The 20,344-nt window shown below is 67.0% G+C and carries 17 protein-coding genes; 2 read left to right on the forward strand and 15 right to left on the reverse strand.

The genetic code is table 11. The annotated features are described in order from the left end of the window. Nucleotides 1-51 precede the first annotated feature (51 nt). The 13 genes from F792_RS0109250 to F792_RS14625 form a co-directional block, all read right to left on the reverse strand. Nucleotides 52-1,158, reverse strand: coding sequence for an SEL1-like repeat protein (locus F792_RS0109250; protein WP_018169347.1), 1,107 nt, complete (start codon nt 1,156-1,158; stop codon nt 52-54). A 257-nt stretch (nt 1,159-1,415) separates the two neighbouring features. Beyond that, complete coding sequence (locus F792_RS0109255) at nt 1,416-3,212, reverse strand: SLC13 family permease (RefSeq protein ID WP_018169348.1); 1,797 nt, start codon at nt 3,210-3,212, stop codon at nt 1,416-1,418. Nucleotides 3,213-3,379: 167 nt separating this feature from the next. After that, complete coding sequence (gene modC, locus F792_RS0109260; RefSeq protein ID WP_018169349.1) at nt 3,380-4,486, reverse strand: molybdenum ABC transporter ATP-binding protein; 1,107 nt, start codon at nt 4,484-4,486, stop codon at nt 3,380-3,382. Further along, nucleotides 4,483-5,175 carry a molybdate ABC transporter permease subunit gene (gene modB / locus F792_RS0109265; RefSeq protein WP_018169350.1) on the reverse strand — a complete coding sequence of 231 codons (693 nt, stop codon included), beginning with the start codon at nt 5,173-5,175 and terminating at the stop codon, nt 4,483-4,485. The genes modC and modB overlap by 4 nt, the downstream gene beginning before the upstream one ends. A gap of 6 nt (nt 5,176-5,181) precedes the next feature. Further along, nucleotides 5,182-5,982: a molybdate ABC transporter substrate-binding protein gene (modA, locus tag F792_RS0109270; RefSeq protein WP_026305943.1), complete on the reverse strand. Its 801-nt coding sequence runs from the start codon at nt 5,980-5,982 to the stop codon at nt 5,182-5,184. Between the two features lie 254 nt (nt 5,983-6,236). Further along, nucleotides 6,237-6,623, reverse strand: coding sequence for a winged helix-turn-helix domain-containing protein (locus F792_RS0109275; protein ID WP_018169352.1), 387 nt, complete (start codon nt 6,621-6,623; stop codon nt 6,237-6,239). A 423-nt stretch (nt 6,624-7,046) separates the two neighbouring features. After that, entirely contained in the window at nt 7,047-9,005 is a 1,959-nt protein-coding gene (acs, locus tag F792_RS0109280; protein WP_018169353.1) for an acetate--CoA ligase, read from the reverse strand. Nucleotides 9,006-9,107: 102 nt separating this feature from the next. Further along, nucleotides 9,108-9,719 (reverse strand): 3'-5' exonuclease, encoded by a 612-nt coding sequence (locus F792_RS0109285; protein ID WP_018169354.1) that lies wholly within the window; start codon nt 9,717-9,719, stop codon nt 9,108-9,110. A gap of 125 nt (nt 9,720-9,844) precedes the next feature. Further along, complete coding sequence (locus F792_RS0109290; RefSeq protein WP_018169355.1) at nt 9,845-11,671, reverse strand: putative nucleotidyltransferase substrate binding domain-containing protein; 1,827 nt, start codon at nt 11,669-11,671, stop codon at nt 9,845-9,847. 195 nt (nt 11,672-11,866) lie between these two features. Then, nucleotides 11,867-13,636 carry a sodium:solute symporter family protein gene (locus F792_RS0109295; protein ID WP_018169356.1) on the reverse strand — a complete coding sequence of 590 codons (1,770 nt, stop codon included), beginning with the start codon at nt 13,634-13,636 and terminating at the stop codon, nt 11,867-11,869. A gap of 7 nt (nt 13,637-13,643) precedes the next feature. After that, nucleotides 13,644-13,907: a DUF4212 domain-containing protein gene (locus F792_RS0109300; protein ID WP_018146154.1), complete on the reverse strand. Its 264-nt coding sequence runs from the start codon at nt 13,905-13,907 to the stop codon at nt 13,644-13,646. 43 nt (nt 13,908-13,950) lie between these two features. Then, a complete protein-coding gene (locus F792_RS0109305) occupies nt 13,951-15,825 on the reverse strand; it encodes a DUF294 nucleotidyltransferase-like domain-containing protein (RefSeq protein ID WP_018169357.1) in 1,875 nt (624 codons plus the stop codon). 231 nt (nt 15,826-16,056) lie between these two features. Beyond that, entirely contained in the window at nt 16,057-16,221 is a 165-nt protein-coding gene (locus tag F792_RS14625) for a DUF1328 domain-containing protein (RefSeq protein ID WP_018146152.1), read from the reverse strand. 342 nt (nt 16,222-16,563) lie between these two features. Here F792_RS14625 and F792_RS0109315 point away from each other — a divergent pair, with 342 nt between their 5' ends. Both F792_RS0109315 and F792_RS0109320 read left to right on the forward strand, forming a co-directional pair. Further along, nucleotides 16,564-16,857, forward strand: coding sequence for a hypothetical protein (locus tag F792_RS0109315; protein WP_018169358.1), 294 nt, complete (start codon nt 16,564-16,566; stop codon nt 16,855-16,857). 314 nt (nt 16,858-17,171) lie between these two features. Further along, nucleotides 17,172-17,780 carry a porin family protein gene (locus tag F792_RS0109320; protein ID WP_018169359.1) on the forward strand — a complete coding sequence of 203 codons (609 nt, stop codon included), beginning with the start codon at nt 17,172-17,174 and terminating at the stop codon, nt 17,778-17,780. A gap of 95 nt (nt 17,781-17,875) precedes the next feature. Here F792_RS0109320 and gorA read toward each other — a convergent pair whose 3' ends face one another. Further along, nucleotides 17,876-19,270 carry a glutathione-disulfide reductase gene (gene gorA / locus F792_RS0109325; RefSeq protein ID WP_018169360.1) on the reverse strand — a complete coding sequence of 465 codons (1,395 nt, stop codon included), beginning with the start codon at nt 19,268-19,270 and terminating at the stop codon, nt 17,876-17,878. 195 nt (nt 19,271-19,465) lie between these two features. Beyond that, the gene (locus tag F792_RS0109330; RefSeq protein ID WP_018169361.1) at nt 19,466-20,215 is read right to left on the reverse strand and encodes a glutathione peroxidase; all 750 of its coding nucleotides are present in this window, start codon (nt 20,213-20,215) and stop codon (nt 19,466-19,468) included. Between the last annotated feature and the right edge of the window lie 129 nt (nt 20,216-20,344).

Genomic DNA, 20,344 nt, shown 5'->3' on the forward strand with positions numbered 1-20,344 from the left:
CCGACCCCGTCGCGCTTGTCCCGTCGCGCTTGTCGGCGCGTGCGCGCTCGCCTATCGAGTGATGGGCGGACCGAAGGGTTCGGTCTTGCGCGTCTCGGCCTGCGCGCGTTGTTCCGGGGTGAGTTGCTGGTGGATGTAGTCGCGCGCCTCGGCCGCCGGCTTGTGGCCCTGATCGGCGGCGCGCGCGAACCAGACCCAGGCGGCGACATAGTCGACCTCCACACCATGGCCGTCGGCCAGCACGATGCCCAGGTTGTACTGCGCCGGGGCCAGACCCTGCCGGGCAGAGGCTTCATACCAGCGCGCCGCCGCCGTTTGATCCCGGGGCACGCCCAGACCCCGATCCAGCAGGACCCCAAGATTGGCCTGGGCCTGGGGGTGGCCCGCTTCGGCCGCCGCCCGATACCAGTGAGCGGCAGCTTCCATGTCTTCCTTTGTGCCCTTGCCATCGCGGCAGAGATTCCCCAGTTTCGCCGCGGCGTCGGGGTCCCCGGCCTCGGCCGCCTGCTGATACCAGCGGACAGCGGCGGTCAGGTCCGCGTCCACTCCATCGCCCTGTTCCAGGGCGAGGGCGAGGTTGAAGGCCGCGTCGCGGTGTCCCGCGTTGGCCGCCTGGGCGTAATACCCGACGGCGGCCGTTCGATCTCGCTGGCAGCCGCTGCCCTGCTGGTGGGCGACCCCAAGGCTGTTCAGGGCATCGGGGTCGCCGCGTTCCGCGGAGCGTTTCCACCATTGGACGGCCTCGGTGGCGGCGGCGTCGCCGCCCTGGTTGAGCAGCAGAACCGCCAGATTGTTCTGTGCCGCGACGTGTCCAGCCTCGGCCGCGCGGCGATGCCAGTGTTCGGCTGCCCTGGTGTCCGCCGGATCTGACTTTTCGGCCATCACGCCCAGGTTGAAGCTGGCATCGCTCAGACCCTGTTCCGCAGCCTGTGTCCAGTACTCGCGTGCACGTTCCGGGTCCGCCTCCAGCCCCAACCCCTCCGCGTAGAGGATTCCCATGCCGAGTTGCGCCCAGGCCGAGCCACCATCGGCGCGGGCCTCCCAGATGTCCCGGGCGGCCTGGTAGTCGCCCCGTTCGAAGGCAAAAAAACCCTCGCGGTCGGCGCCGCCCGGACTTTCGGGGGGCAAGGGGTTGGAGGATGAGATGGGCGTGTCCATGGCTGATGCGCTCGGTGGCAGGTGACAGCCCGAGGATACAGGCCCGGATGCCTACCGCAAGGCACAGCACGGAACATCGTCGGGGTTGCACGGCTCGCCACCCATTCGCCCGGCCGAGCCGTTCGGTCATGGCCCGTCTCCAGCCCGGACCTTGGCTCTTGGGGAACTACGATCCGGCAGCGACCGCTCGATGCTCAGTACCTTGTCGAGGTCCGCACGGGCAACGCGTGGCTGGCCCCGCTAGCCTCTACAACCTTTTAGGGCGGCCAAATCCACAGGATCAGCGGCACGGCAGTCACGATGACGATCAGCGACAGTGGCAGGCCCATGCGCCAGTAGTCGCGGAATTCGTAGCCACCGGGGGCCATGACCAGGGTGTTCGACTGGTGCCCGATCGGCGTCAGGAAGGCGCAGGACGCACCCACGGCGACCGCCATCAGAAACGGATCCGGGGCGGCCTCCATCGACCGGGCCAGCGCGATCCCCACTGGCGCCGCCAGCACTGCCGCGGCGGCGTTGTTGACCACGTTCGACAGCAGCATGACCACGGCCATCAGCAGCGCGAGCATCCATGCGGGCGAGGCGGCCGCGCCTAGTGCGAACAGCCCATCCGCGATCAACTGCGATCCGCCGGTTGTTTCCAGTGCCTGTCCCACCGGCAACAAGGCCGCCAGCAGCACAATCACCGGCCATTCGATCCCGCGGTACACCTCGCTCGGACCGATCAGTCCCACCAGCACCATGGCCACAGCTGCCCCGACCAGCGCCGGTGCTGCCGGGACCCAGCCCAGGGCCACCAGTCCCAGGGCCAGGGCAAACAGGCTGGTGGCCAGGATGACCTTGCGCGGCCGGGCAATGCGCAGCCCGCGAGAGGCCAACGGCAGACAGCCGAGCTCGCCCAGCGCATCGGGTAACTCCTCTTCGCTCCCCTGTACCAGCAGGATGTCACCGGCCCGGAAGCGCACCTGATCCAGCCGCTCGCGCAGCCGGACCCCCTGACGTGCAACCGCGAGTACGTTCAGTGCGTAGCGCTGGCGCAGTTCCAGGGCGCTGGCAGTGGCACCGACCAGACGCGAAGTGGGTGTGACGATGGCCTCCTCCAGTGCCAGTTCGCCCATGGGGCTATCGCGGCCCTCTCCGCGGCCCTTTTGCGCGTCTTGTTCCTGTGCCTCTTCGAGACGTGCCTCCAGCTCCATTCCCGTCACGTCCAGTAGCGTCTTCAGGCTGTCGGGGTCCGCCTCGACCAGCAGGATGTCGCCCGCGCGCAGTACTTCATAGATGGCCGGCATCGGCTCGCGGCGTTCTCCGCGCACCAGACCGACCACCACCACCTCGGCCTCACCCTGCAGTTCGCGCATCAGCTCGAAGACGGTGTGCCCCACATAGCGATTCTCCTCGGTGACCCGCACCTCGGTCAGGTAGGCGCTGATCTCGAACAGCTCGCCGGTCGCGGCCGGGCGTTCCCGCTGGGGTATCAGGCGCCAGCCGATCAAGGCGATGAAAATCACGCCGACCGCGGTGACGCCCAATCCCACCGGCATGAAGTCGAACATCGCGAACGGCGCGCCCGTAATCTCCGCGCGGTACCCTGCGATGATGATGTTCGGTGGCGTGCCGATCATCGTCAGCATCCCGCCAAGCAATGACCCGAACGCCAGTGGCATCAGCAGGAAAGAGGGTGACCGGCCGCTCTGGCGCGCCATCCACACGGCCACCGGCATCAACAGGGCCAGTGCGCCCACGTTGTTCATGAACCCCGAGGCCAGGGCGACAATCACGGTCAGCGCGGTCACCTGCACCCAGGGACGTTCCCCCACCCGGGTGAGTTGCCGCGCCACTGCGTCCACCACGCCCGCATTCAGCAGCCCTCGGCTCAGTACCAGGACCGCCGCGACCGTAATCACCGCCGGATGACCGAATCCGGAGAACATCTCGCCGAACGGGACCAGCCCCAGGAACGCCGCAGTCAGCAGCGCCGCAATGGCGACGATGTCGTAACGCCAGCGGTTCCACACGAACAACGCGAGGGTTGCCGTCAACACCCCAAAGATCATCCACTGCTCGGTCGTCACACCCGGATCCCTGGCTTCCGTCTGCAATCAATGTAAGGCCTTCACCCCCCGATTGCATCGCTCATGGCGGTCGGCGTGAGCCTGGTCCGTCGTTGTCTCCAGTCGCCGACACCGCTCGGTTACCCGGGGCGCAGCACATCCGGAGAGAGTCAATCCAGGAAGGCTGCCGACTTGACCAGGGCGTGGACGCGGATGCCGGGTTTCAGGCCGAGGCGTTCGGTGGAGAGGCGGGTGAGTTCGGCCATCAGGGTCTGGCCGTCGTCCTGGCGGCAGGTGGCGAGGATGCGGGCGGGGCCGTGGTGGCCGGGGGCCTCGTCCAGGGCTTCGATGGTGACGGGGATGATGTTGAGGATGGAGACGTCCTGGGGTGGGGTCAGGGCGATGGAGACGTCGCGGGCGTCGATGCGCAGGCGGGCCTCGCTGCCGGCGCCGTTGGTGGAGCCGGGCGTGGCCGGAACGCGATAGCGTGCGTCCGGGGAGCCGAAGGGGTGCAGGCCGTGTTCGTCTGGCGGACCCAGCTCGCCCTGCAGGACAGATACGGCGCCCTCGTCGCGGAACAGGGGGGAATCGGGGCGGGCGAGGGCCTCGCGCAGGGGTTCCAGGCGTTCGAGTTGGCCGTCGTGCATGAAGGTGACGCGGTGGGCGAGGCGTTCGACCTCGTCCGGGGCGTGGGTGACCAGCAGGGTGGGGATGCCGGTTTTGTCCGACAGGCGCGCGAGGAAGGGCATGATCTCGCGCTTGGTCTGGGTGTCCAGCGCGTTCAGGGGTTCGTCGAGCAGCAGCAGGTCGGGGCTGATGAGCAAGGCGCGGCCCAGCGCCACGCGCTGGCGCTGGCCTCCGGAGAGCTGGTCGGCGCGGCGCTCCAGCAGCTCGGTGATGCCGAGGAGGTCGGCGACCTCGTCCAGGTGCAGGCGGCGCAGGGGCTCCGGGGTGCGTTTGTAGCCGTAGAGCAGGTTGCCGCGCACGGAGAGGTGCGGGAGGAGGGTGGACTCCTGGAACACCAGTCCGACGCGGCGGCGGTGCAGCGGGACGAAGGTCTTGCCGGATTGCCAGATGGTGTCGCCGAAGTGCACCTCGGCGCCGGGCGGATGCTCCAGGCCGGCGATGATGCGCAGGAGGGTGGTCTTGCCGCAGCCGGAGCGGCCGAACAGGGCGGTCACGCCCTCCAGCGGGAAGGCCGTGTCCACGTCCAGCGTGAAGCCGGGGCGTTCCAGCCGGGCCTGGATGCGCAGTGTTTCGCTCGTGGGTCGGGTCACAGGCGCACCGTGTCGAAGCGACGGTTGATCGCGTAGACCACGAACAGCACCACGAAGGCGAAGATGAGCAGCCCGAGCGACAGGCGATGCGCGGAGGCGAAGTCCATCGCCTCGGCGTGGTCGTAGATCAGGATGGACAGCACCTGGGTCTCGCCGGGGATGGCGCCGCCCAGCATCAGGATTACGCCGAACTCGCCGAGGGTGTGGGCGAAGGCGAGCGTGGCGGCGACGATGAAGCCGCCGCGCGACATCGGCAGGATCACGGTGAAGAAGCGGTCCATGCGCCCGGCGCCCAGCGAGCCGGCGATCTCGGTGGGGCGGCGGCCGAGGTTGGCGAAGGCCTGCTGCAGGGGCTGCACGGCGAACGGCAGGGAGTAGATCACTGAGGCGATCAGGATGCCCTGGAAGGTGAACGCCAGGTGGTTCAGGCCCAGGTTCTCCAGCGTGCTGCCGACCGGGCCGGCCGGGCCCAGCAGGACCAGCAGATAGAAGCCAAGCACGGTGGGCGGCAGGACCAGCGGCAGGGCGACCAGTGCCTGGATCGTCGTGCGCAGGCCGCCGGGGGCGCGGCCGTTGGCCAGCCACCAGGCGATGGGGGTGGCGATGACCAGCAGGATCAGCGTGGTGTACAGCGCAAGCTTGAGGGTGACCTCGATCGCCATCCAGTCCGTGGGGCTCAGCTCGAACATGGCCGGTTACGGGGTTGCCGTGGCCGTGTCGGCGGGTTCGTCTTCGGGGAGTGCTTCGCCGGGCATCACGAAGCCGTAGCGGCGCATGATGTCGCGTGCGGTATCGCCGTTCATGTACTCGGCGAAGCGGTGGGCCGTGTCGTTGTGTTCACCGCGTCGGGTGATGATGAAGCCCTGGGTGAGGGGTTCGTGCAGGGCGTCGTCGATCAGATGGTAGTTGTGTTCGGCGAGGTCCGGGAACTCGGCCAGCGACAGGGCGATGATGCCGATCTCGGCGCCGCCCGCCTGAATCATGCGCGCGGTCTGGGCGATGTTGTCACCGTTGACGATCTTCGGTTGCAGGTCGTCCCAGATGCCGACGGATTTCAGCGCCTCCATTGCCCGCACGCCGTAGGGGGCGTGGGTGGGGGAGGCGATGGCGACGCGGCGGATGTCGTCGCGTAGCAGGTCTTCCAGTGTCATTTCCGAGGCATCCATGCGGTTGCTCCACAGCACGATGCGGCCGATGGCGTAGACCTCCGGCTCGGTCACCGCGTGGCCCTCGGCGCGCAGCTTCTGTGGGTAGGCGATATCGGCGGAGAAAAACACGTCGTAGGGGGCGCCGTTCATGATCTGCGTGGTCATGCGGCCGGAGGAGCCGTAGGTCACGCGTACGGCATCGTCCGGGTGGGCCTCGCGGTAGGCGTCCAGGATCTCGTCCAGGGCGAAGCGCAGGTCGGAGGCGGCCGCGATGGTCAGCGGGCCGTTGGCGGTGGTCAGGCCGGGTAGCAGGAGCAGCAGGGTCAGGAGGAGGGCGCGCAGGTGCATGGTGTAGGTTGTTCCCTGTGGCTGGGTCTTGGTGGACTCGGGTGGTTCCATTGGCGATTACTCGCTGCGCTCGCCCTTCGGGCCGGCTTTTGGCCGTTCAACGCAGCTTCGCTGCTTTTGTGCTTCGTCGCGTTGCTCCTCGCAGCGACGCGGCTCTTGTCTGGGTGGATATGCGTTTCGTTATATTTCAGTTTGCATATCGGTAGGCGCAATGATGCGGGGGCCAGGGAGACCCGTCAAGGCTGGGGTCGGGGTTACGGCTTGGGGTCGTCGGCGAGGAAGTCGGCGAAGGCGTGCAGCTCGTCGCGCAGGGCCTCGCAGGCTTGGCGTTCCATGTCGCGGTAGCGTGCCAGTACGGTCTCGCCGAAGGCGGTGACCTGGGCCCCGCCGCCGCCGGAGCCGCCCTTGGCGGTGGCCACCATGGGCTCGCGGAAGCTCTGGTTCATGGTCTCGACGAGGTCCCAGGCGCGGCGGTACGACATGCCGACGCTGCGCGCGGCCGCGGAGATCGAGCCCTTGTCGCGGATGGCCTCTAGCAGCATGGCCTTGCCCGGGCCCATGGCCGTGACCTCGCCCAGCAGCACGCGCAGGCGCGGGGCCTGTGGGTGGTCCTTGGGGTTGCCGGAGTGGTGGGTGCTCATGCGTTGTGGGGCCTGGGGTTTGCCGGTGATGGTGCCGGGGAGGGGTTGTGAGTACGAATGATAACCCCCGCCCCCGTCATTGCGAGGAGCCGAAGGCGACGCGGCACAAAAGCGCGCAGCGCGTTGAATGGCCGGAGGACAATTACAACGAGCCTACCCCGAACCTCGACCGAAATCCCCGTCATTGCGAGGAGTGCAACGACGCGGCACAAAAGCAGCAAAGCTGCGTTGAACGGCCGAGGGCCGGCCCGAAGGGCGAGCGCAGCGAGTAATCTCCTGATGCTGGCACTGCGCGAGTGGTCAGATTCCGGTGGTTACGGACGGAGATTGCCGCGTCGCCTTCGGCTCCTCGCAATGACGGGGGGAGGGAGGGGGCCCGGGAAAGCCGGGAAGAGGCCGGGGCGCGGGGCCCCGGCCCGGGGCTCAGGCCTTGCCCTGGAGCTGCGGGATGACGGCCTCGTTTTCCAGCGTGGAGGTGTCGGAGGTGATCTCCTCGCCCTTGGCGATGGAGCGCAGCAGGCGGCGCATGATCTTGCCGGAGCGGGTCTTGGGCAGGCCGTCGGCAAAGCGGATGTCGTCCGGCTTGGCGATCGGGCCGATCTGGTCGGCGACCCAGTTGCGCAGTTCCTTGACCATCTCCTCGGCCTCCTCGCCGGTCAGGCGATCGCCCTGCAGGATCACGAAGGCCACGATGGCCTCGCCCTTAACGTCATGCGGGCGGCCGACCACGGCGGCCTCGGCGACCGCCTTGTGCGCGACCAGGGCGGATTCGACCTCCATGGTGCCCATGCGGTGGCCGGAGACGTTCAGCACGTCATCGATGCGCCCCATGATCCAGAAGTTGCCTTCGGCGTCGCGGCGGGCGGAGTCGCCGGCCAGGTAGTACTTGCCGCCGAACTTGGGCCAGTAGGTGTCCTTGTAGCGCTGGTCGTCGCCCCAGACGGTGCGCAGCATATGCGGCCAGGGCTTCTTGATGACCAGGTAGCCGCCCTCGTCGGCACCCAGGCTCTTGCCGTCCTCGTCCACCACGTCGGCCGCAATGCCGGGAAGGGCCTGGGTGCAGGAGCCGGGGACCAGCGTGGTCGCGCCCGGGATCGGGGCGATCATGTTGGCGCCGGTCTCGGTCTGCCACCAGGTATCGACGATCGGGCAGCGCTCTTCGCCGACGGTGGTGTAGTACCACATCCAGGCCTCGGGGTTGATCGGTTCGCCGACCGTGCCCAGCAGGCGCAGCTTGGACAGGTCGTACTGCTTGGGCAGGTCCGGTCCGGCCTTCATCAGCGCGCGGATGGCGGTGGGGGCGGTGTAGAACACGGTCACGCCGTGGTCCTGGCACATCTTCCACCAGCGCCCGGCGTCGGGCACGGTCGGGGTACCCTCGTAGACTACCTGGGTGGCACCCACGGCCAGCGGGCCGTAGGCGACATAGGTGTGGCCGGTGATCCAGCCGACATCCGCGGTGCACCAGTAGACGTCGTCGCCCTGCAGGTCGAACACCCACTCGTTGGTGACGATCGCGCCCAGCAGGTAACCGGCACTGGAGTGCTGGATGCCCTTGGGCTTGCCGGTGGAGCCGGAGGTGTAGAGCAGGAATAGCGGGTGCTCGGCCTCCACCCATTCCGGCTCGCAGTCGACGGATTCGCCGTCCACGGCGTCTTCCCACCAGACGTCGCGGTCGGCGTGCATGGTCACGTCGTTGCCGGCCCGCTTGCAGACGACCACCTTTTCGACGTCGCCCGGGTTGGAGTCCAGCGCCTTGTCGACGTTGGCCTTGAGCCCCACGACCTTGCCGCCGCGCTCGCCGCCGTCGGCGGTGATCACGACCTTGGAGCCGGAGTCCACCACGCGGTCACGCAGGGCGTCCGCGGAGAAGCCGCCGAACACCACCGAGTGGATCGCGCCGATGCGGGCGCAGGCCTGCATGGCGATCACGGCCTCGGCGTTCATCGGCATGTAGATGATGACGCGGTCGCCCTTCACCACGCCCATGCCCTTGAGGGCGTTGGCGAGCTTGCCGACCTCGTTGTAGAGGTCACGGTAGGTGAGGTGGCGGGTGTCGCCGTTCTCCGCCTCGAAGACGATCGCGGTCTTGTTGCCGCGGACTTCCAGGTGGCGATCGATGCAGTTGTAGGAGACGTTCATGCGCCCGTCGGCGAACCACTGGTAATGCGGCGCCTTGGACTCGTCGAGACCCTGGGTGAACTCGGTCTGCCAGTCGATCTTCTCGCGCGCGAGATCGCACCAGAAGCCCTCGTAGTCGGCCTCGGCCTTCTGGTGCAGGGCCTCGAGATCGGCCGGCTTCAGGCGGGCGTTTTCGGTGAACTCCGCCGACGGCGCAAAGTGGCGCGTCTCGGTGAGGGTGGACTCGATGTTGTCACTCATCAGGGCCTCCAGATCGGTTTTTGGTATGGGGTATGGGAGTGGCCAACCGCCAGCCCCTTTGGTGGGTGCGAGGATAGCATGCGAACCGGGCGCTGGCCGCGCTTACCAGAGCCACGCGGGGCGGAACAGCACGCGCCCCAGTGGCAGTTTTCCGTCCGGCGATTGCCGGCTCAGCAGCGCGGCGAACAGTTCGCCCGCGGCGATGGCGTCGAACAACGCGTCGTGCGCGCGATAGGCCGGCAGGTTGTAGCGCGCGCGCAGGGTATGCAGGCGCAGCCCGTGGGCCGGGATCGGCTGGCCGGCGCGGCGCAGGGCCGTCTCCGCCAGGCGCAGCGTGTCCACGATGGCCAGCGGGGCGCTTACGCCGTACAGGCGCTGGCAGGCCTGCTCGAGGAAGCCGATCTCCAGGGCCGCGTGGTGCGCCACCATGACGCGCCCGGCGAGTGCGTGGAACAGGGCGTTCAGGGCCTCGTCCAGCGGTACCCCGCTGGCGGCGCGCTGATCGGTGATGCGGTGGATGACGGCGCTGGCCTCCGGCACGGGCCCTTCGGCGCGCACCAGGCGCTGGTCCGCGGTGGCGAGGTCGATGCGCGGGCCCTCCATTGCCACCCAACCCATGCTCAGGATGCGGTCGTGTTCCGGGTCCAGGCCGGTGGTTTCCAGATCCACTGCGAGAAAGCGGCTGGCGGCCACCGGCTGGCCGGCGGGCAGCATGGGGGCCTCGAGGAGCTCGCGCAGCGGGCCCGGCGGGGCGCGGCGCGCAGCCCGACGCCGGGCGCGGCAGAAGCGCCAGTGGCCAGGCGGGCGGAGCCATGCGGCAGCGTGCAGAGGGCAGACCATCAGAGGGCCGTCTTGCGGGCGTCGTTCACCAGGCGGAAGGCGGTCTTCAGGTGACTGCGCTCCAGGGTGGACAGTCCGGCCGGGTCCAGCGCGTTGTCCGGGGGCTGGCCGTTGCGGATCTGGCGAGCCTGATGACGGGCGCGCAGGTTAGCGATGTACAGCCAGGCATCGGCCAGGTTGTCGGCCGTGCTCTCGTTGATAACCCCCGCCCGGGCCGCGGCGCTCAGGCGTTCCACCGTGCTGCGTGCCGCGCTGCCGGCGTGCAGGGCAAAGACCCGCGCCATGGCGACGATCGGCAGCAGCCCACGCATTTTCAGGTCGAGGGTGTCGGCGTGTGCGCCGCTGTCCTCCAGCACGAACTGGCGGAAGAAGCCGAGCGGCGGGGGCAGGTTGCGCGCCTGGTCGGCCAGGGTGCTCAGCAGGGCCTCGTGGCGCGCACCAACCTCCAATGCCTGTTGGCGCAATGGTTCGAACAGTTCGGCCGCACCGTGGATCACGCGCATGTCGAGATAGTGGGTGGCCAGCATCGCATCGCGTGGGGCCGGGTGGTGCAGCACGCGTGCCATCTCGCGCGCCCAGGCAGCCGCGGGTCGGCGCCAGTCGGGATGGGTGGGATCGACATCGCCGGGGCAGGCGCGGATGCCGCAGGCGTCGAGGCCGGCGGTTACCCCGCGGGCAAGCTCCGCGAACCAGACGTCGACGTCCGGCGAGGCGTCATCGGCAATGATGAGAGCGGTGTCCTGGTCAGTGAACACGGTCTGCTCGTGGCGGCCCTGGCTGCCGCTCGCAAGCCAGGCAAAGGCGCAGGGGGCCGGGCCGCGGTCGCGTTCGTCCAGCTCGATCAGGCGCTGGGTGAGTGTGTCGATCACCGTGGTAACAGTCTGGGTGAGTTGGGCGGCGTCGGCGCCGGCCTCCACCAGTTGCACCTGCAACTGGGGCAGGGCCTGCATTACGCCCTGCAGGCCGGCAAGGTCGTCGGCACGGCGCAGGTCGCGCACCAGGTAGATGGCGCTGGTGCCCTGGTGGCGGATCAGGTCGGTGCTGGAGAGGATGCCGGCGAGGGTCCCGTCGGCCTCGTGGACGACCGGGAGGTGGTGGATGTCGTGGCGCGCCATGCGCAGCAGGGCCTCGAAGGCGGGGGTGCCGCGCTCAACCGTGGTCAGCGGGCTGGCCATGGATTCGGCAACGGGCTGGCCGGGGTCCACGCCGGTGGCGACCGCACGGCGCAGGTCGGTGTCGGTGAGGATGCCGCAGGGTTCGCCCGGGCGCTCGGGCGTGTGCAGCAGCAGCGCGGAAATGTCGCCGCGGTCCATCAGGCGCGCGGCCTCGCGCAGGCTGAGCGTGCTGACCGCCAGTATCGGGTCGCAGGTCATCAGGGCGCGCACTGGCGTGGTTAGCAGGCTGCGGTCCCCGTGCCCGCCCTGTGCTGTGCGGTCGGTGGCCAGTGGGCGCGGGGCGTCGGCGTCGAGGAACTGGGCGATGGCGTCGTCGCGCGCGGCCAGCTCAAGGGCGCGATCCAGCGGCAGGTGGTAGACCAGGGCGTCCTCGGTGACCGGGCCCAGCGGGTGCGCCGGGGTGTTGGGGATGTGCACCAGATCGCCCTCGCCCAGGCGGTCGTGCAGGGTGTCCTGCGCGTCGCGGATCTCCAGCGTGCCGGTGCGCACGATCCACAGGCCGGGTTCGGCGTCCGGGGGAAAGCTGGTGCCCTCACGCAGGTAGCGCAGAGTGAGCTGGCGCAGAAAGGCATCCCGGCTGGCCTTTGGCAGGGGGGCCAGATCGGGGCAGTGGTCGAGAAACTCGCGGATCTCTTCGAGTTCGCCGTTCATGCGTGGGTCCGTGTGGGGTGGGGCAACCGGCAATCGACCGGGGTGGGGTCGATTGCCGCTTGGCCCGCAGACACTGTGCCAGATAAAAGGGGCCGACCCGGTGCACCCGAGCCGACCCCGTCTTTTCTCCTGTCGAATGACCATCCAGTCATGGTGGCAGGGGTCCCGCCATGTTGATCATGGCGGGACCGTCCATCAGCCTTCGGTACGCGGTACGCGCACGCTTTCCACCAGATCCTGGATGTCCTTCGGCGGCTCCTTGGTCAGCTTCATCACGATGTAGGCGGTGACGAAGTTGAAGACCGCGCCGATGGCGCCGAAGCCGGTCGGGTTCACGCCCAGCAGCCAGCCGTCCGGGTTGTCCGGGAGCATGGCGGTGCCGGAGAAGAAGAACCAGCCCTTGTACGTGAAGATGTACAGAAGGGTGGTCAGCAGCCCCACCAGCATGCCGGCGATCGCGCCTTCCTTGTTCATCTTCTTCATGAAGATGCCCATCATCAGGGTCGGGAACAGCGAGGCCGCGGCGAGACCGAAGGCCAGTGCCACCACCTCGGCCGCGAAGCCGGGTGGATTCAGCCCCAGATAACCGGCGAACAGGATGGCGACACCCATGGCGATACGTCCGGCCATGAGCTCTCTCTTCTCGCTGATCCTTGGCATGAACACGCCCTTCAGCAAGTCATGCGAGATGGCCGATGCAATGGCCAGCAGCAGTCCCGCTGCGGTCGACAGTGCGGCGGCGATACCGCCCGCTGCGACCAGTGCGATGACCCAGCCCGGAAGCCCGGCGATCTCGGGGTTGGCCAGCACCATGATGTCGCGGTCGAGGGTGACGATCTCGGAACCTTCCCAGCCGTATTCCTCTTCGGCGAAAGCCGCGAACTCTTCGTTGCCGTCGTTGTAGTACTGGATCACGCCGTCGTCGTTCTTGTCCTCGAAGGCGAGCAGGCCGGTCTGTTCCCAGCGCTCCATCCACGCCGGCCGGTCCGCATGGGCCAGATGCCCCTCTTCGGTGCCGATCTCGCCCGGGTGGACGGTGTTCACCAGGTTCCAGATGGCCATCGCGCCGACTGCCGGGGCAGTGGTGTAGAGGATGCCGATGAACACCAGCGCCCAGCCGGCGGACTTGCGGGCATCACGCACGCGCGGAACGGTGAAGAAGCGGATGATGACGTGCGGCAGGCCCGCGGTACCGATCATCAGCGCCAGCGTCAGCAGGAACATGTTGAGCATGCTCATGCCGCCCACTTCGGTGTAGGCGTGGAAGCCCAGATCGACCATGGTCTGGTCCAGCGCCTCCAGCAGGTAGGTATCCGTCCCCTGCAGGGTGGAGCCCAGTCCCAGCTGCGGGACCGGATTGCCGGTCAGGGTGATGGCAATGAAGATCGCCGGCACCGTGTAGGCAAAGATCATGATCACGTACTGCGCGATCTGGGTGTAGGTGATGCCTTTCATCCCGCCGAGCACGGCGTAGATGAACACCACGGTCATACCGGCGATCAGGCCGGTGGCCAGTGGCACTTCCAAGATGTTGGAGAAGGCGATCCCGACCCCGCGCATCTGCCCGATCACGTAGGTCACGGACATCACGATCAGGGAGATCACCGCGATAATGCGCGCGGTCTTCGAGTAGAAGCGGTCACCGATGAATTCCGGCACCGTGAACTTCCCGAACTTGCGCAGGTACGGGGCCAGCAGCAGTGCCATCAGCACGTAGCCGCCGGTCCAGCCCATCAGGTACGCACCCCCGGTGAAGCCGAGGAACGCGATCAGGCCGGCCATGGAGATGAACGACGCGGCGGACATCCAGTCCGCGGCCGTGGCCATGCCGTTGGCGATCGGGTTAATGCCGCGCCCGGCGACGTAGAACTCGCTGGTCGAACCGGCGCGCGCCCAGATGGCAATGCCGATGTACAGGGCGAAGGTCGCCCCGACCACGAGCAGGCTTAGAGTCTGTTGATCCATGACAGGCTTACTCCTCGTGGACGTTGAACTTGCGATCCAGGACGTTCATGCGCCAGGCATAAACGAAAATCAGGATGATGAAGGTGTAGATCGAGCCCTGTTGCGCGAACCAGAAGCCCAGCGGATAGCCCCCCAGCTGGAACGCGTTCAGCGGCTGGGAGACCAGAATGCCCAGCACGAACGACACCAGGAACCAGATTGCCAGGCAGATGCCCAGCAGACGCAGATGCGCCCGCCAGTAGGCCTGCCGGCTCAGGTCTTCTTGTGACATGACGATGCTCCTCTCGTAAGGTTTTGTTGTTTGCCGTGTTCCATCACAGCTGGTATTGCACCTCAAGCTGTCCCTGCAGCTTGCGGGCCTGCCGGAAACTCTCCTTGAGCACCCGTCCCTCCAGGGCACCCAGCTCTTCCGGCCGGATTCGGTTGTCGTCGTCGCGTCCCTCGCGCAGCGCCTTTTGCTGGGCGCGCAGGCGCAGCATCTGCAGGTAGCGCAGTGCGGCGTGGTAGTCCTGGGCATCGGCGGCGCGCATTACGTCGGCCGCAACGGCCTGGTCCAGACGTTCGTGGGTGCGTGTGGCCGGCAACTCGGCCGCCAGCGCGATCACCCGTGCGCCGTCGACGAAGGGCGTGACCCCCTGTTTCTTGATATCGATTCCGTTGGACCCGCTCTTGATCTCGCCGAACAGACCCAGCGGTGGGCGGAACATCTGCTGGTTGGCGGCCATCTGGCGGCGGAAACGGCTGTTGAAGGCGGTCTTCTGCAGCAGGCGGGTGCGCAGTGCCTCGACGGGTCCGGCATCGCCGTCCACGGCGCGCAGATCGAAGAAGATGCTGCTCTTGAGCAGGTGCTCCGGCGTGCCCTGCTCGATCCAGCGGGTGAAACGCTGATCCCACTCCGGGCCGCTCAGGCAGCACTCCGGGTTGCCGGCCATGATGTTGCCGGGGCACAGCATGAACCCGCACTCGGCCAGCGCCTGGTTCACGTCCTTCGCGTACGGCAGCAGGCGCTCGCGGATTGCGTCCGCGTCGCTGGCCGCGGCGTCGAACAGGATGCCGTTGTCCTGGTCCGTGACCAGGGCCTGCTCCTCGCGCGCCTGGGAGCCGAACGCCAGCCAAGTGAAGTCGATGCCCTCGATCGCCTCGTGCTGCGGCCGCAACAGGGCCAGCACCCGGCGGGTGGCGTGTTCGTTGAGACGCGTGATCAGGCGCAGGACCTGATCGGCTTCTGCGCCCTGGCCGGCCACGGCCTCGATCAGGCGTGGCACCTGGCGCAGGCGCTCGGCGACGGCGGTGACAGAGTCGGCGCGGCGGATCGCGCGCACCAGACCGTCCAGGGTCAGCGGCTGACTGGTCAGCAGGTCGCGCTCGCCCAGCACGCCGACCAGGCGGCCGTCGCGCACCACACACAGGTGGGTCATCCCGTGCTCGGTCATCGCCTCGATACCCTCGAAGCCCGGGGTGCTCTCCTCCAGCGCCACCGGGTCGGGGGTCATCACGGCCGCGACCGGGGTGTCGAGGTCGACATCCGCGAGCGCCACGCGCGAGAGCAGGTCATGCAGGGTGAAGATGCCCACCGGCCGCTGGTTGTCGTCGACCGCGACGATGGAGCCGACCCGCTCGTCGCGCATGGTGGTCAGGACCTCGCGCAGCCGGGTGTCCGGGCGGCAGGTAACCGGGCTGCGCGCCAGGCGCAGGACCAGCGGCGTATTGAGTTGTCCGGCGCCACCGTCGCGGGCGGACAGGGTGTCCAGGCCCTGCTGCAGGCGGTCCAGCAGGTTGGCCAGGCGGCGCGTGCAGAAGTCGTTAAAGACCCGCGAACGGGCGCGCAGGCGGTCGAAGTCCTCCAGGCTCAGTTCCAAGCAGACGGTGTCCTCCGCTGCGCGATGCACGGTATGTACCGCGCGGCGGCCGAGCAGCGCGCCGATCGGGAAGCATTCGCCGGGGATCAGCTCCCAGGCCTTGCCGGAGAGCTGTTCGTCCTCGCTGGGGGTCTCGCCGCGGATGCGGCCCTGGCGGATGATGTGGAAACGCTGGGCCGGACCGGCCTCGGGGTCGGTGATGCGCGCGCCACGCGCGTAGAAGCGGCTCTCCAGGCGGGGCAGCAGGAACTCCAGCGCATCCGTCTCGAGCTGGTCGAACGGGGCGTGGGCGCCGAGGAACTCCCGGGTGCTGTCGAGCGCGTCGGACATGGCGGTAGCGGCATCCCCAAAGTGATGGTGTTCACGTCTCGGGGGTCTGCTGCAAGTTGCACGCCAATTCTTTGGCCCCCGCGAATCAGCAGGTTGTGGCCAAGCGGTCTGTTCCGTGCGTTACGTTGCGTAACGTGGGTGTTTCTTCTCGTTACACCGGCCCGCGGCGTAACGGAGGCAAATGCGAATGCCGACGTGTTCGCATTCGCCCCGGTCGTCAGCAAGCCTTCGTTACACCGGGGGGCGCCTGCCGGTGACGAAGAACACCACCGCCAGGATCAGGCCCACGACAAACAGGATCCAGGCGATTTGCGTGGCGGCCCCGGCAATCCCGCTCAGCCCCAGCGCGCCCGCGACGATCGCAACGATCAGGAAAAGTAGTGCCCATCCCAGCATTGGTTCTCTCCTTTCGACTCGTTTGAAATTTCAGTGTAGGCCAGAATTCGCTGTCCCATGGCTTCTTGTATTCGGCTTGGCGTACCAGTTCTCAGTTCCGGATTCCCATGGGCGACCTGGCGTATCCACCAAGGACACACTGGGGGCAGGTGGGTGATGCTCGCTATGGGTTTTCAATCGGATGAACGTGTGTCCGGTCGGGAAATGTGAACCTGTTCAGGACGGCTTCGGTGCATGCCGAGATAGAGGTCGCCGGCGTCGGTAAAAGAATGTTGCCTTTTCGATGGATTGGGAAGCATTGATCGGCGCGCCCTGGAAAAGAATTCCTGGAGGGAAAATGCAATGAGCAGCGTTATCCGAAAATCATGCAAGGATGCGGACGGTCCGTCGCGATTCCTGTCGCTGCCGGTATATGCGGTAGCCCTGGTGCTTGGCGGCATGCTGGCGGGCTGTTCCGATCCGGGCCCGGCGCAGGAGGCCGGCGAGGCAGTGGACGAGACGGTCGAGGAGGTGGACGAGGACCTGCGTGGCTGGATCGAGGATCTGCGCGAGGATGAGGTGCAAGAGGGCGAATCCGGCCGCGGGGGGCATGACGACGCGTTCTCCGAGGAGGATCCGGCGCACGATATGGACTGATCAGAGGTCGCCGTGCCGTGGGGCCGGGTCGGAAAGGGACTCGGTCAAACGGATGCAGCGATCAGGAAACAAAAGGCTGGTGGGTGGGTCGCCATGAGCGGATGGCGGTTCGCCCATCAGCCTTTTTCTTTGGGTTCTGTGGGTGTGCGCGGTATCACGAGTCGGGTCTCGGGGTGGTGCTTTTTTTCACGTGTTTAAAAATGAGTCACGCATTTCTGCTTTCCCAAACTGGGGTGGTTCGGGAAAATCGCCGGCGTCTTTATGGGAGTCAAGAAATTTTACATTTCGAGCACGATCAGGAAGGAGACGCGAAGATGAAAAAGATCTTGTTGAACACGGTTGTGGTGGCCGCTGCAGGGATCCTGGCGCCCCAAGTGGTGATGGCAGATGAGTCTGATCGGGGCGAGGGCCTGTACATGGGGCTCGGTACCGGTTTCAGCGCTCTGAAGAACGACCGCGACGAAGTCGCCGATTTCATCGGTTCCGGGGCCTCGGACTACCGCCTGGACGACGACGACAACGTCTGGCGCGGGTTTGTCGGGTACAACTTCAATCCGTATGTAGGGGTCGAGGGGTTCTACTCGGATCTCGGAAAGGTGAAGCTGCGCGGTGACGAGTCCGGTGCGCATACCGACATCAAGTCCCGAGCCTATGGCGCGAGCGTCCTCGGCAAACTGCCGATCGGGCAGCATTTCGAGTTCTTTGCGAAGGCGGGCCTCGCCAAGTGGGATGCAGACGTCCGGGGCAACCTGGGTGATGAGAGCATCACCCTGCGCGACAACGATGGCGTGGATCCGGTCTACGGACTCGGTGCTCAGGTGAATCTGGACAGCTTCCTGATTCGCGCCGAGTACGAACGCTATGACTTCGACAGCGACTACAAGGTCGACGCGTTTACTGCCTCGGTTGGCTGGCGATTCTAGAAAATACGGGCACAGACGGCCCACGAGATAACGTCTTGACGCCGCCCCGGTTGGTTGCCGGGGCGGCGTTTTACGTGGGGAGAACGGCGTGACCCTCAGGCGGCCTTGGCAATGCCTTCCTGGCGGCCCGGGCGGCCTTCCTTCAGGGTGACCAGTTCCTCGGCGCTGGTCGGGTGCAGCGGGATGGTCAGGTCCAGGTCGCGCTTGGTCGCGCCCATGCGCACGGCCACCGCGAAACCCTGCAGCATCTCGTCGACATTGGCGCCGATCATGTGGATGCCCACCACCTTTTCGTCGTCCCCGACGCAGACCAGCTTCATTGCCACCGGCGGCAGCTCGCCCTCGGCGAAGGCGCGGTTCAGGCCGCCGAACTGGGTCTCGTAGATACGCACCTTGTCTCCGTGCTTCTCCACTGCCTGCGGCTCGGTCAGGCCCACCATGCCCGCGGTCGGGTGCGTAAAGGTGACCGTGGGGATCTGGTCGTAGTCCACCGGCACGGGGTTCGTCTCCGGGGCATACCAGTGCGCGGCCAGGCGGCGACCGGCGGCGATGGCCACGGGGGTCAGCGGCCCCTTGCCGATGATATCGCCCAGGGCGTAGATGCCCTCGACATTGGTCGCCTGCCACTCGTCTACCGGGATGGTGCCGCCGCGGGCGATCTCGACGCCGACCTCTTCCAGGCCCATGTCCTGGGTGGCCGGCTTGCGGCCGACGGCCCACAGCACCTTCTCGTACGGGCCCAGTTCCTTGCCGCCTTCCAGTTTGACGGTGACCGCGCCGGGCTTGCCGCCCAGACCCGCGGCCTTCATGCCTAGGTGGCGTTCGATGCCCTGGTGCTCCATGTGCTGGTCCAGCGTCTGCGAGATCATCGGGTCGGCGATCTCCAGCACGCGGTCCTCCATGGCGACCACGTCGGTCTTCACACCCATGGAGCGCAACATGCCGGCCATTTCCAGCCCGATGTAGCCTCCGCCGATTACGGCGATGGATTCCGGCAGCTCGGTCCACTCGAAGAAGTCGTCGGAGGTGGCACCCAGCTCGGCGCCCTCGAGCGGCGGTACCAGCGGGGCGCCACCCATGGCCAACACGATGCGCTCGGCGGTGTACTCGGTGCCGCTCTCGCTGACCACCTTGTTCGTGTCGGCCAGGCGGGCCCGTTCCGGGATGTGGGTCACGCCCAGCTTCTCCAGGTGCCCGGACCAGAAGTTGTTCAGGTCCTTCAGCATTGCCTGGCGTTTGTTCGCCAGGTCGGCATAGCGGATGCCCTTGATCTCGACGTCCACACCGAACTCGCCGGCCTCGCGGGCGTGCGACAGGTGCTCCGCGGCGTACCAGGTGAGCTTTTTCGGGACGCAGCCCTCGTTCACGCAGGTGCCGCCCAGGGGCTTGGGATCGAACACGGCGACGCGGGCGCCGTGCGGGGCGGCACGTTCCGCAACGGCCAGGCCGCCGCTGCCGCCGCCGATCACGATGATGTCGTAGTGTTCCATGTCGGTTCCTCGAAGGATTCGGTCAACGTTGGGTTTAGTCGAAGTTTCGCATAACGACCGCCGTCGTTACGGTCGTCAGGGTTTGCCATCCGTGTCCGGACGTCCGGATTCGACGTCCGGACACGGATGGCCACCTGTGGGAGCAGATGGCCATCCGGGGCGGGCCGTGGACCCGCCCCGGGTGGTGGTGACGAGTTACGCCGCCTTTTTTTCGCGGGAGATCCACTCCTGCAGATCTTCCGCGCCGCCGATGCGGTGCCCGCCGACGAATACCTGCGGCACGGTCATCGCACCGGTAGCCGCCCGCAGGCTGCGCAGGCTGGCGTCGCGACCCAGCACGATCTCCTCGTAGTCGAGACCGGCGTTCTCCAGCATCTCCTTGGCGCTGGCGCAGTACGGGCAGCCCGGCTTGGTGAAGACCACGACGTCTTCGGGGCAGGCCGCATCCGGGGCGACGTGGGCGAGCATCGTGTCGGCGTCGGAGACGACGAAGGGGTCGCCCGGCTCGTCCGGCTCGATGAACTGCTTCTCGATCACGCCGTCGCGCACCAGCATGGAGTAGCGCCAGGAGCGGTGACCAAAGCCAAGGTCGCTCTTGTCGACCAGCATGCCCATCTGTTCGGTGAATTCGCCGTTACCGTCGGCGATGAAGGTCACCCGGTCGGCCTGCTGATCGGCCTGCCAGGCTTCCATCACGAAGCCATCATTGACCGAGATGCAGACGATCTCGTCGATGCCATGCTGCTTGAGCACCGGTGCCAGCTCGTTGTAACGCGGCACGTGGGCGGACGAGCAGGTCGGGGTGAATGCGCCCGGCAGGGCGAACACGACCACGTTGCGACCCTTGAACAGGTCTTCGCTGCGGACGTCATTCCAGTCGTTGTCCTTGCGGCAGCGGAAGGTGACTTCCGGGACGCGCTGACCTTCGCGATTTTCGAGTTCCATGTTTCGTACTCCTGTTTGGGTGTTAATTGCAGTAGACCAGAAAGAAGATTTTGGTTCGGTCGGGGCGATGCCCGACTGCGAGACTCAAGATAAGGGCTGGCCTCTCATTGATCCAGTTTTCGTTCTCTA

Source organism: Thioalkalivibrio sp. ALMg9 (assembly GCF_000380625.1).
GTDB lineage: Bacteria > Pseudomonadota > Gammaproteobacteria > Ectothiorhodospirales > Ectothiorhodospiraceae > Thioalkalivibrio > Thioalkalivibrio versutus.

What these genes read in the sequence shown, in the direction of transcription:
- F792_RS0109250 (WP_018169347.1), bottom strand. Translation starts at nt 1,158, where the DNA reads ATGGACACGCCCATCTCATCCTCCAACCCCTTGCCCCCCGAAAGTCCG.
- F792_RS0109255 (WP_018169348.1), bottom strand. Translation starts at nt 3,212, where the DNA reads ATGATCTTTGGGGTGTTGACGGCAACCCTCGCGTTGTTCGTGTGGAAC.
- modB (WP_018169350.1), bottom strand. Translation starts at nt 5,175, where the DNA reads ATGTTCGAGCTGAGCCCCACGGACTGGATGGCGATCGAGGTCACCCTC.
- modA (WP_026305943.1), bottom strand. Translation starts at nt 5,982, where the DNA reads ATGCACCTGCGCGCCCTCCTCCTGACCCTGCTGCTCCTGCTACCCGGC.
- F792_RS0109275 (WP_018169352.1), bottom strand. Translation starts at nt 6,623, where the DNA reads ATGAGCACCCACCACTCCGGCAACCCCAAGGACCACCCACAGGCCCCG.
- acs (WP_018169353.1), bottom strand. Translation starts at nt 9,005, where the DNA reads ATGAGTGACAACATCGAGTCCACCCTCACCGAGACGCGCCACTTTGCG.
- F792_RS0109285 (WP_018169354.1), bottom strand. Translation starts at nt 9,719, where the DNA reads ATGCTGCCCGCCGGCCAGCCGGTGGCCGCCAGCCGCTTTCTCGCAGTG.
- F792_RS0109290 (WP_018169355.1), bottom strand. Translation starts at nt 11,671, where the DNA reads ATGAACGGCGAACTCGAAGAGATCCGCGAGTTTCTCGACCACTGCCCC.
- F792_RS0109295 (WP_018169356.1), bottom strand. Translation starts at nt 13,636, where the DNA reads ATGGATCAACAGACTCTAAGCCTGCTCGTGGTCGGGGCGACCTTCGCC.
- F792_RS0109300 (WP_018146154.1), bottom strand. Translation starts at nt 13,907, where the DNA reads ATGTCACAAGAAGACCTGAGCCGGCAGGCCTACTGGCGGGCGCATCTG.
- F792_RS0109305 (WP_018169357.1), bottom strand. Translation starts at nt 15,825, where the DNA reads ATGTCCGACGCGCTCGACAGCACCCGGGAGTTCCTCGGCGCCCACGCC.
- F792_RS14625 (WP_018146152.1), bottom strand. Translation starts at nt 16,221, where the DNA reads ATGCTGGGATGGGCACTACTTTTCCTGATCGTTGCGATCGTCGCGGGC.
- F792_RS0109315 (WP_018169358.1), top strand. Translation starts at nt 16,564, where the DNA reads ATGAGCAGCGTTATCCGAAAATCATGCAAGGATGCGGACGGTCCGTCG.
- F792_RS0109320 (WP_018169359.1), top strand. Translation starts at nt 17,172, where the DNA reads ATGAAAAAGATCTTGTTGAACACGGTTGTGGTGGCCGCTGCAGGGATC.
- gorA (WP_018169360.1), bottom strand. Translation starts at nt 19,270, where the DNA reads ATGGAACACTACGACATCATCGTGATCGGCGGCGGCAGCGGCGGCCTG.
- F792_RS0109330 (WP_018169361.1), bottom strand. Translation starts at nt 20,215, where the DNA reads ATGGAACTCGAAAATCGCGAAGGTCAGCGCGTCCCGGAAGTCACCTTC.